General features: G+C 70.0%; 9 protein-coding genes and 1 pseudogene. 8 read left to right on the plus strand and 2 right to left on the minus strand.

All coding sequences use genetic code 11. The annotated features are described in order from the left end of the window. Positions 1-8 precede the first annotated feature (8 nt). Both KXD96_RS08835 and KXD96_RS08840 read left to right on the plus strand, forming a co-directional pair. Positions 9-1,763 (plus strand): glycerol-3-phosphate dehydrogenase/oxidase, encoded by a 1,755-nt coding sequence (locus KXD96_RS08835; protein ID WP_396878283.1) that lies wholly within the window; start codon positions 9-11, stop codon positions 1,761-1,763. A 7-nt stretch (positions 1,764-1,770) separates the two neighbouring features. Then, positions 1,771-2,631, plus strand: coding sequence for a pseudouridine synthase (locus KXD96_RS08840; RefSeq protein ID WP_260744222.1), 861 nt, complete (start codon positions 1,771-1,773; stop codon positions 2,629-2,631). Positions 2,632-2,852: 221 nt separating this feature from the next. Here KXD96_RS08840 and KXD96_RS28625 read toward each other — a convergent pair whose 3' ends face one another. Beyond that, entirely contained in the window at positions 2,853-3,131 is a 279-nt protein-coding gene (locus tag KXD96_RS28625; RefSeq protein ID WP_313901629.1) for a DUF6636 domain-containing protein, read from the minus strand. Between the two features lie 396 nt (positions 3,132-3,527). Here KXD96_RS28625 and KXD96_RS08850 point away from each other — a divergent pair, with 396 nt between their 5' ends. The 6 genes and pseudogenes from KXD96_RS08850 to KXD96_RS08875 all read left to right on the plus strand — a co-directional run bounded on the left by KXD96_RS08850 (position 3,528) and on the right by KXD96_RS08875 (position 7,931). After that, the gene (locus tag KXD96_RS08850) at positions 3,528-3,875 is read left to right on the plus strand and encodes a hypothetical protein (RefSeq protein ID WP_396878285.1); all 348 of its coding nucleotides are present in this window, start codon (positions 3,528-3,530) and stop codon (positions 3,873-3,875) included. A gap of 116 nt (positions 3,876-3,991) precedes the next feature. Further along, positions 3,992-4,507 carry a nitroreductase family deazaflavin-dependent oxidoreductase gene (locus tag KXD96_RS08855; protein ID WP_260744223.1) on the plus strand — a complete coding sequence of 172 codons (516 nt, stop codon included), beginning with the start codon at positions 3,992-3,994 and terminating at the stop codon, positions 4,505-4,507. 154 nt (positions 4,508-4,661) lie between these two features. After that, positions 4,662-5,018 (plus strand): hypothetical protein, encoded by a 357-nt coding sequence (locus tag KXD96_RS08860; RefSeq protein WP_260744224.1) that lies wholly within the window; start codon positions 4,662-4,664, stop codon positions 5,016-5,018. 14 nt (positions 5,019-5,032) lie between these two features. Beyond that, positions 5,033-5,326, plus strand: a pseudogene (locus KXD96_RS08865) (MBL fold metallo-hydrolase); the annotation flags it as partial. A 224-nt stretch (positions 5,327-5,550) separates the two neighbouring features. After that, entirely contained in the window at positions 5,551-6,690 is a 1,140-nt protein-coding gene (locus tag KXD96_RS08870) for a PPE family protein (protein WP_260744225.1), read from the plus strand. 113 nt (positions 6,691-6,803) lie between these two features. Continuing rightward, positions 6,804-7,931: a PPE family protein gene (locus KXD96_RS08875; RefSeq protein WP_260745285.1), complete on the plus strand. Its 1,128-nt coding sequence runs from the start codon at positions 6,804-6,806 to the stop codon at positions 7,929-7,931. Here KXD96_RS08875 and KXD96_RS08880 read toward each other — a convergent pair. Then, complete coding sequence (locus tag KXD96_RS08880) at positions 7,920-10,292, minus strand: heavy metal translocating P-type ATPase (protein ID WP_260744226.1); 2,373 nt, start codon at positions 10,290-10,292, stop codon at positions 7,920-7,922. The two genes, KXD96_RS08875 and KXD96_RS08880, sit on opposite strands and share 12 nt — an antisense overlap. Between the last annotated feature and the right edge of the window lie 41 nt (positions 10,293-10,333).

Raw genomic sequence — 10,333 nt, forward strand, 5'->3', positions numbered from 1 at the left:
CCTCTGCCGTGACCGATCCGATCCACGTGCCCAGCGAGTTGGGCGCGCCGGTGTCCGTGCTGGGACCCCAGCATCGCGAGGTGGCCTGGGAGCGGCTGGGCACCGAGCAGTTCGACGTCGTCGTCATCGGGGGCGGAGTGGTGGGCTCCGGCTGCGCGCTGGACGCCGCCACCCGAGGGCTCAAGGTAGCGCTGGTGGAGGCGCGCGATTTCGCGTCGGGCACGTCGAGCCGCTCGTCGAAGATGTTCCACGGCGGGCTGCGCTACCTCGAACAGCTGGAATTCGGGCTGGTGCGCGAGGCGCTCTACGAGCGCGAGCTCTCGCTGACCACCCTGGCGCCGCATCTGGTCAAGCCGATGCCGTTCTTGTTCCCGCTGACCAACCGCGTGTGGGAACGGCCCTACGTCGCGGCGGGCATCTTCCTCTACGACCGGATGGGTGGTGCGAAATCCGTTCCCGCGCAAAAGCATCTGACCCGGGCCGGTGCACTGCGGTTGAGCCCTGGCCTCAAGCGCAGCGCGTTGATCGGCGGCATCCGCTACTACGACACCGTCGTCGACGACGCCCGGCACACCATGACCGTCGCACGCACCGCCGCCCACTACGGCGCCGTGGTGCGAACCTCCTCTCAGGTGGTCGCCTTGCTGCGCGAGGGCGATCGGGTGACCGGCGTGCGGGTCCGCGACTCCGAGGACGGCGCCGTCACGGAAGTCCGCGGCCACGTCGTGGTCAACGCGACCGGGGTATGGACCGACGAGATCCAGGCGTTGTCCAAGCAGCGCGGGCGGTTTCAGGTGCGCGCCTCCAAGGGCGTGCACGTGGTGGTGCCGCGCGACCGCATCGTCAGCGACGTCGCCATCATCCTGCGCACCGAGAAATCGGTGATGTTCGTCATCCCGTGGGGCAGCCACTGGATCATCGGCACTACCGACACCGACTGGGATCTGGACCTGGCCCACCCCGCGGCCACCAAGGCCGACATCGACTACATCCTGCAGACCGTCAACACCGTGCTGGCCATCCCGCTGACCCATGCCGACATCGACGGGGTGTACGCCGGGCTGCGGCCGCTGCTGGCCGGCGAGAGCGAGGAGACCTCCAAGCTGTCCCGGGAGCACGCCGTGGCGGTGCCCGCCCCGGGCCTGGTGGCGATCGCCGGCGGCAAGTACACCACCTATCGGGTGATGGCCGCCGACGCGATCGACGCCGCGGCGCAGTTCATCCCGGCCCGGGTGGCGCCCTCGATCACCGAAAAGGTCAGCCTGCTGGGCGCCGACGGTTACTTCGCGCTGGTCAATCAGGCGGAACACGTTGCCGCCCTTCAGGGTTTGCATCCGTACCGAGTTCGGCACCTGCTGGACCGCTACGGTTCGCTGATCGGCGACGTGCTGGGCCTGGCGGCCGGAAACGCCGACCTGCTCAGCCCGATCAAGGAGGCGCCGGGCTACCTGAAGGTGGAGGCGCTGTACGCCGTGACGGCGGAGGGGGCGCTGCACCTGGAGGACATCCTGGCCCGCCGGATGCGGATCTCCATCGAGTACTCGCACCGCGGCGTCGACTGCGCCCGCGAGGTGGCCGACGTGGTGGCTCCGGTGCTCGGCTGGTCGGCGGGGGACGTCGAGCGCGAGGTTGCCAACTACTGCGCGCGGGTGGAGGCCGAGATCCTGTCCCAGGCCCAGCCCGACGACGTGTCGGCGGACGAATTGCGGGCGAGCGCCCCGGAGGCGCGCGCCGAGATTCTCGAGCCGGTGCCTTTGAATTGAGCGTGTGGTGAGGCCGGCGCCGCTTCCCGTTCGCGACGGGCTCGGCCCGGCGCGGGTGCGGCTGCGCGGGGGGCCGGTTTTGGCCGAGCTGACCGCCCGGTTCGGCGCGCCGGCGCGGTCGAAGGTGCTGGCCGGGGAGGTGGTGGACGCCGGCGGCGCGGTGGTCGACGAGGCCACGGTGCTGCCGGCCGGTGCCAGCGTCTACCTCTATCGCGAACTGCCGGAAGAGGTTTCCGTCCCTTTTGACATCCCGGTGCTTCACCGCGACGCGGACATCGTGGTGGTCGACAAGCCGCACTTCCTGGCCACCATGCCCCGGGGCCGGCACGTGGCGCAGACGGCGCTGGTGCGGCTGCGCCGGGAACTTGGGCTGCCGGAGCTGAGCCCGGCTCATCGGCTCGACCGGCTGACCGCCGGGGTGCTGGTCTTCACGGCCCGCCGCGAGGTGCGCGGCGCATACCAGACGCTGTTCTCGCGGGGCTTGGTGCGCAAGACATATCTGGCGCGCGCCGCCGTCGATCCGGCCCTGGTGTTGCCGCGCGTGGTGCGCAGCCGGATCGTCAAGCGGCGCGGCGTTTTGCAGGCCGCCTGCGAACCGGGAGCGCCGAACGCGGAGACGCTGGTGGAACTTGTTTCCCCGGACGGGCTGTACCGGCTGACCCCGCGCACCGGACGCACCCACCAGCTGCGCGTGCACATGGCCTCGCTTGGGGTGCCCATCGACGGTGATCCGTTGTACCCCAACGTCATCGACGTGGCTGCCGACGACTTCAACACGCCGCTGCGGTTGCTGGCGCAGCGCCTCGAGTTCGACGACCCCGTGACGGGCGCCCGCCGCGAATTCGTCAGCGACAGGCCGGTGCCCTAGCTTCGCCGATGCCGGCCGCGTCGGCGCATGCGCGTTCCGGATCGGGCCGGCGACTCGGAGACCGCGCTGCTGCGCTACCTGATGTACGGGCTGTTGGAAGAGACGCTATGCGGGCTTCATCAGCTTCGCCAGCGTCCTGCCCGTCGCTGCCGAAGCGGTCGACCGCGGCCTTTGGGCGCTGCGCGCCGGGCTGCACTAGTAGGTCCAGCCCGGCCTGTCACTCAGAACAGGTCGTAGGACTGGCGAGCGATCGTGAAGCCGTGACCGGTCCCGACGTCCCGGCACGTGATGCCCGATTCGGCACTGTCGCAGCGCAGCGCTCCCGCAGTGATCGAGTCCCCGTAGGCCAGCGGGTTGCCCTGGGTCATCGCGGTGTCTCCGGCACACACGAATCGTGCGGGGCCGCCTGCACGCAGTGTGAGGCCCTGCCCGTAACCGGTGACGCTCGGACAGTCGGCGGGCCGGGGGGGGTGCCGACCAGGTGTGCTCGGTGATGTCACACCGGACCATCACTGGGTCGATCTGGCAGCCGATGTTGCCTGAGGGCGAGGTGAAAGGCGTGATCTGGGTGACGTTCGGTCCGGCGGCCGCCGAACCCGCGGCGCCCACCAGTAGCGCTACTGCCCCGACGAGCGCGAGCGCTGCACCGGCATGTCCGCGAGAAAGCAGTGCCATGAATCGCCTCCCTCAACGGGCCTGGCCAGCCCGGGCTAGTACAGGTTTATGTGGTGCCTATCAGATCCGGCGTCGGCGTTTGGCGCGTACGGCTCATTTCGCTGTGATCGGGCGGAGTTGGCGTGCGGTTCGCGGCGCCACTTTCCAGGCGTGCAGGCAGGTCCAGCCGGACGGGTTAGAACGTTCTTTAGCAATCCGGTGCCATCATTTGGTGAAGACGTTTGGAGCTGGCACGAACAGCAGCTGCCCTACGCGACGCTGATTTTGACCTCCCCGGCCGGGCGCACCTATGTCACACCACCCCGGGCAGCGCGCTGCTGTTCCTCAGCCTGTGCCGCGCCACCGGCGCCAGCGCGGCCCCCGAAGCCGACCCCGACCCGCACTACTGCACCCAGCGCACCGCGATGATGCCCCGACGACGCCGCACCCGCAACCAGAACCGCGCCACCCGCATCGCCACCGAACGCCGCCACAACCGCGACGCCCGTCTGACCCGAAAACCGTCCCCGGGAGACTATTTCGCGCTGGCGCCACCTCCCGACGACGAGGAGGACCCGCCGCCCTTCTGACGGCCGGTCAACGAGTGAACGCTTCTCGCCCTGATCAATTGGGCGATGGCTGAGGCGCCTTGCTGGCATCGTGCGGGCCCCCAGCCGTTCGACATAGGCACCGCTACGATCACGCAATGCCGATACCGCGCGTGGACCCGGTCGCCGACAGCTTGGCGGGCAGTCTCGCTAAGCGCATGGTTGGCAAGTTCGCGGTGTCATCGCCAGGGCAGTGGTTTCTCCGGCATATTTCGCCACACGTCGATCCCGGACTGATGCGGCTCACGCGCGGGCGAGTGAGTTCGATGGGTACCTTCCCTCGCTCTGTCTTATTGACGTGTACGGGTGCCAAGTCGGGAGTCCGGCGGACCACACCGTTGATTTACTTCAGCGACGGCGACCGCGTGATCCTCGTCGCATCGAACTACGGTGGCGCCCGACATCCCGCCTGGTATCACAACGTGAAGGCTGATCCGATCGTGACGCTTCTCGGCGGTGGTTTCCAAGGGCGCTTCGTCAGTGAGGAAGTCACCGGGCCAGAACGTGAACGGCTCTGGGCGCTTGCCAAGCAATGGAACCCCGGCTACGAGCAATACGAATCCTCCGCCGGAGGCCGCGAGATTCCCCTTCTCGCATTGTCACCTTCTGGTTAGCAGCCCGAAGCCGACGCCGCCACCGTTCTGAATCCCGCGTGAAGACCGGCGCCATTTCTGGGATCGGTAGCGAACCGTTCATTGTCTGCTGGATCGCATAGCGCAAGCGGATACTGATCCTCAGCATCGCGGCGTCGAGGAAAGGCGCGGGGCAATGTCGAACAATCGCACGATCAGCAAGGCCATCACCGGGGCGCTGCTGGCGGGTGGCCTGGCGCTGGCCGGTCTGGGGCTGGCCGCGGGCGCCGCCCGGGCGGAAACCGGTGTCGCCCCACAATTCATTCCCCCGGTGCCCCTGGACAACTTCACGGTCCCGCACGACTGGTGCCCGGGCCAACCGTTGCCGATGCCGGACGTCCGGTGGGACATGGGTGTCTGCCACCACTGGTACTGGGTCCCCGTTGGGGGCATGGGCAACGTCGGCCAATTCGTCTGGGAGGGAGATGCTCCCCGCCGGCCGCTGGGCCCGCCGCCCTGCTACGGAGCTCCCATCTGCCTGCCCGGCTTGTAGGCGTGAGTGGCCCGGAACTCAAAGAGATTCCGGCCCGGTTCGACCCCATCGACGCGGGCGTGCTGCACCTCGGCGGGACCCGCCTGCCGGCCGGGCCGCGGCTTCCGTTCGGCCTGACCGTAACCATGGATGGCCGCCAGGGCGCGGAGCTGGTGGCGCTGCTGGCCTTGCCGAAGGCCATTCCGGTGCATTTCGACGACTACGGGGTCTTCGCGTCGCCGCTGGCCGACTTCACGCGGGAGATGCAGCGCCGCGAGATGGCCGACCGCATCGTCGAGGTGCCCCGCGGGACGTCGGTGACCGTCTGAGCGAGCCGTTTGCTGGCCGTGCCGACTGCCGTCAAAAAGCCGACGCGGCCCAACGCTTTGGTTACCCTAACGCCAGGGGTATATCGTTCGTCAGGTCCGGGACTCGACTGGGAAGGATTCGAGCGTCGCCCGTAGGGGGTGAATGCGTAATGTTTCCGGGCTCTTTGCAACCTCGTAAACGAAACTTTCCGGCCGCGTACTCGGCAAGGACAATGTGAGATGTGATGGACCTATTCGCGCCACCCGAGGTGACCTCGACGCTGATCCACTCCGGTCCCGGAGTGGGTTCGCTGATCGAGGCTGCCGCCGCGTGGCAGAGTTTGGCCGTCGAGCTGGAGAACACGGTATCCGGCTACGCCTCGTCGTTGTCGTCGCTCATCGAGTCCTGGGACGGCCCGTCGGCGATGGCCATGCTGCAGGCCGTGCAGCCCTACCTGTTGTGGCTCCGCGGGACCGCGCAACAGGCCCAGCAAATGGCCGCCTCGGCCGAAGCCGCGGCGTTGGCGTTCGGTGACGTTCAGGCCTCGGTGGTGCATCCCTCGGTGGTGGCCGCCAACCGGACCCGGCTGGCGCAACTGCTGGCCACCAACCGGTTCGGGCAGAACACGGCGGCGATCGCAGCGACACAAGACGAATACCAGACGATGTGGGCGAACAACTCGGCGGCCATGACTCGCTATCAGGCGGCATCGTCGCAAGCGACCGGGTCGCTGTCGCAATTCAATTCGCCGCTCACCATCACCAACCAGGCGGGGCCGGTCAACCAACAGGCGACGGTGTCCAATGCTCTGCTCAACTCCGCGGGCTCCACGGCGAACACCATCGACCAGCTCGGGGTCACCCCCTTCGACCCCAACGCTGGTTGGTTCAGCTATTGGAGCACCTGGGGCAACCAGTTCATCTCGTCCGGTTTCCCGGTCAACCTGCTCAGCTACCTGGCGCAGAACACCTCGGCCCAGGCGCTGCAGGGCGTGGGCAGCGACATCGGCCTGGGGCTCTCGGAGGGCGAGGGGGCGCTGGCGGCGTCGATCACCAGGCTGGCCGGCGCCGTCTCGGCCGCGCCGGGGGGCGCGCCAGCGGCGGCGATGGGTGTCGGGGTTTCGCTGGGCAAGCTGACCGCCCCGCCCGCGGTGGTGGGACTGCTGCCGGCGACGCAAACCCCGGTGCAGCTGGCATCTTCGGTGTCGCCCCTGCCGGCCGAACCCGGGCTTTCCGGCATGCCGCTGGTGCCGATGATGCCGGTGCCACCGGGCAGCTCGGCGGGCAGCGGTTGGCGCAAGCGCAAGCAGCAGAAGTTCGAGGACCTCGAATACGGGGCGGAACTTCCGAAGAAGGTGATACACCGACCGCCCAGCGGTGGATGAGGGGCGACGATGGTTCCTCACCACTCCGGAAGCAGGATTTCGCGGCCGGATAGGTCGACGGCGGCGCAAATCAACTGTCGCGCGAGCGCGCCCGTCTCGCGGGGCGAAACGTGATCGATTTCGGGCTGCTGCCGCCCGAGGTCACATCGGCGCTGATCCACTCCGGACCAGGCGCCTGGTCGATGATCGATGCCGCCGGCGCGTGGCAGGAGCTCAGCGCCGAATTGGAGGCCGCCGCAACCAGCTATACCGCCGAGCTGGCGTCGCTCGCCGCGACCTGGACCGGCCCTTCCGCGGTGGCGATGGCCCAGGCGTTCGAGCCCTACCTCGCCTGGTTGCGCACCACCGCGGCACAGTGCGAGGAAATCGCCGCATCGGTCGAAACAGTAACTGCGGCATTCGAATTGACGCACTGGACGGTGGTGCATCCCTCCGTCGTGGCCGCCAACCGGGCGCGCTTGGCGCTGCTGCTGGCCACCAACTTCTTCGGAATCAACGCCCCGGCGATCGCCGAAACTGAAGCCGAGTACAACGCCATGTGGGTGAACAACTCGGCGGCGATGTACCGCTACGGCGCCACCTCGCTGAACGCCGTCAAGCTGTCAAAGTTCTCGTCACCGCCGCCCGTCGCCAACCCCTCGGGCGTCACCACCCAGGCCAACATCATGCCCGCCGCCAACGCCCTGGCCTCGACCAACACGGGGTCGACACTTGACACGCTCGGCGTCACCCCCTTCGACCCCAACAGCGGCTGGTTCGGCTATTTCAGCACCTGGGGCGACCAGTTCATCGCCGGCGGTTTTCCCGTCAACCTGCTCAGCTACCTCGCGCAACTCACCGCGGCGCAAGCGCTGCAAAGCGTCGGCTCCGACATCATGCAGGGCCTGGCGGAGGGCGGGGCGTCCCTGGCGTCAGCGAATGCCACCCTCGCAAACGCACTCGGCGCCGGGGCGTTCGCGCCCCGCGGCGCGCTGGGCGTTTCCGTGTTGGTGGGCAAGCTGAGCATGCCGCCCGCCGTGGTGGGCATGTTGCCCGGCGCCCAGCCGCCGGTGCAACTCGCCTCCGCGGTGTCCGCACTTCCGCCGGGTGCGTCCCAGCCGCCGGGTCTCCCGATGGTCCCGGTGCGGCCGCCGCTGGGCGGCAAGGGTGGCCGCGGGGGCGAGGGGCGCGACTACGAGGACATCGAGATCGGCGCGGAGCTTCCCGGCACCGTCATGAAACGACCGCCGTCAGCGGGATAGCCTGTGCGCCAAGGCCTGACGGCTCTTCGGCGGTTGGCGGCCGGGTTGGTCCTCGGCCAGGGTGAAGTAGCTTTCCTCCTCCTGCAAAAAATGCAGGCGTAGCAGGGCGTGCAGCCCGTACAGACACGCCAGCAGGTCGTCGACCTGGTCGGGCAGGATCGCCCCGCCGCTGTGGGCCAACGCCAGGTGGGCGCCGATCCGGTCGGAGAGTCGTTGGATCTCCGCGTGCGTGCGGCTCATCGGGGCGGTCGCGTCGCGGGTGCCCAGCGGGTGGGCCAGCGCGGGGTAGAGCTGCGTCTCCTCGGCGCGCTCGTGCGGGATGATCCGCTCGGTGAGCACCGCGTGCGCCTGGCTGATCGCCTCGAGGGCCGACGGATCGGCCGCGGCGGCCAACCGGTCGGCGGCGGCCCGCAACAGATCGACGGCGCCGCGCAGTTCGTCGTGTTCGGCGTCGAAGCGCCGCAACAGCCGCTCGGTCGGCGCGGGGACGTCCACCTCGAGGTCCGGATCGCCGCGCAGGGCGCGCAGCGCGTTGAGGATCACGGCGACGTCGATGCCCTCCTGCACCAGTGCACCGACGGCCGGTGGGAGGTACCCGAGGGCGGCGACGGCCATCGCGGCCAGCGACAGGGCCATGCCGACGACCGCGCTCTGCACGGCGATGCGCCGCGACCAGCGGGCGATGTCCATCGCATCGGCCAGCCGCTCCAGTCGATCCGTGGTCAGCACGATGCCGGCGGCCTCCGAGGACGCGGTGGAACCGCGGGCCCCCATCGCCACGCCGATGCTGGCCGCGGCCAACGCGGGTGCGTCGTTGACCCCGTCGCCGACCATCACGGTCACCGCGCGGTCCTTCTCGGCGCGCACGGCGGCCACCTTGTCCGCCGGGCTTTGCTCGGCGTACACGTCGTCCAGACCCAGCACGGCCGCGGCCTCGCGGGCGGGCTCGGCGCGGTCTCCGGTCAGCATGACCAAGCGGGTCAGCCCCGCCTCGCGCAACCGGCGCACGGTGCGCGGGGCGTGGCGACGCAGCGGGTCGCGCAGCAACACCGCGCCCGTCGGCCGCCCGTCGACGCAGACCCACGCGATCGCCGCGCCGTCCAGCAGGGCGCGGTTCACCACCGCGCGGGCCCAATCCGGGCTCACGGAGTCCCGCGGGAGTTTGCCGACGTGAACCCGGTGACCGTCCAGGGTGGCGCTGATACCGCGGCCGGGTTCCTCGACCACCTCGGTGGGCAGCGACAGCGGCAGACCGCGGGCCCGCGCCGCGTCGACGATCGCCTCGGCCAGCACATGCGCAGACATCTGATCCACCGAGGCCGCCGCCCGCAGGATCTCGATCGCATCCCGGCCGGGCGCGGCCGCGACGTCGATGACGGCGGGCTGCCCCATGGTCAGCGTGCCGGTCTTGTCCATCACCAAAGTCGTTGCGCGGCCGAGGCTTTCCAAAGCGCCGCCGCCGCGGATCACCACGCCGCGCCGCGACGCCCGCGACAGCCCGGACACGATCGCGACCGGTGCCGCGAGCAACAGCGGGCACGGGGTCGCCACCACCAGCACCGCCACCGCCCGCACCGCTGACCCGCTGGCCAGCCATGCCCCACCGGCCACCAGCAGCGTCAACGGCAAGAACCACGCCGCGTACCGGTCGGCCAGCCGTACCACCGGCGCGTTCTCCGCCCCGGCCTCCGCGGCGAGGCGGACGATCTGCGCGTAGGTGCTGTCGGCGGCGGTGGCCGTGGCGTGCATCTCAAACGCGCTGCCCGCGTTGATCGCCCCGCTGCGCACGGGTTCACCGGCGCCGCGCTCCACCTGCAGAGGTTCGCCGGTCAGGACCGATTCGTCCAGCACCGCCACCGCACCGCAGATGCGCCCGTCCACGGGCACCACCTCGCCCGGGCGGACCACCAGCACATCGCCGACCGCCACCTCCGCCAACGCGATGACCTCCACCGCGGACCCGGCGCGGCGGCGGGCGAAGCGCGGCGCGTGTTCGAGCAGCGCCCGCAGATCGTGGGAGGCGCGGCGTTCGGCCGCGGCCTCTAGCGCCCGCCCACCGGCCAGCATCACCGCGATCAACGCGCCCGCGAGATACTCGCCCACCAGCAGCGTGCCGACCAACGACAGCACCGCGATCAGGTCCACCCCGAAACGCCTCCGGCGCAGCGCGGCCAGCACCCACACCACCGCGGGAACCACCGCCACCACCGTGCCCGCGATCCAGCAGCCGTCGGCAACCCGCGGAGCGCCGGCCAACCAGGCGATCCCCCCGGCCGTCAGCGCGGCGACGGTCACCGCGGCCAGGGCCGGCTCCACCCACTGGGCGGGCCGCATCCACCGCTCGCGTGCCACAGAGCCCATGTGCGCCAGCCTGACCCCGGCGCCCCGCGATGGCTAGGGCC

Origin of the sequence: Mycobacterium sp. SMC-2 (genome assembly GCF_025263485.1) — a bacterium.
GTDB lineage: Bacteria > Actinomycetota > Actinomycetes > Mycobacteriales > Mycobacteriaceae > Mycobacterium.

Coding starts and splice junctions, on each gene's coding strand:
- KXD96_RS08855 (WP_260744223.1), top strand. CDS start 3,992: ATGCCGATACCGCGCGTGGACCCGGTCGCCGACAGCTTGGCGGGCAGT.
- KXD96_RS08860 (WP_260744224.1), top strand. CDS start 4,662: ATGTCGAACAATCGCACGATCAGCAAGGCCATCACCGGGGCGCTGCTG.
- KXD96_RS08870 (WP_260744225.1), top strand. CDS start 5,551: ATGGACCTATTCGCGCCACCCGAGGTGACCTCGACGCTGATCCACTCC.
- KXD96_RS08880 (WP_260744226.1), bottom strand. CDS start 10,292: ATGGGCTCTGTGGCACGCGAGCGGTGGATGCGGCCCGCCCAGTGGGTG.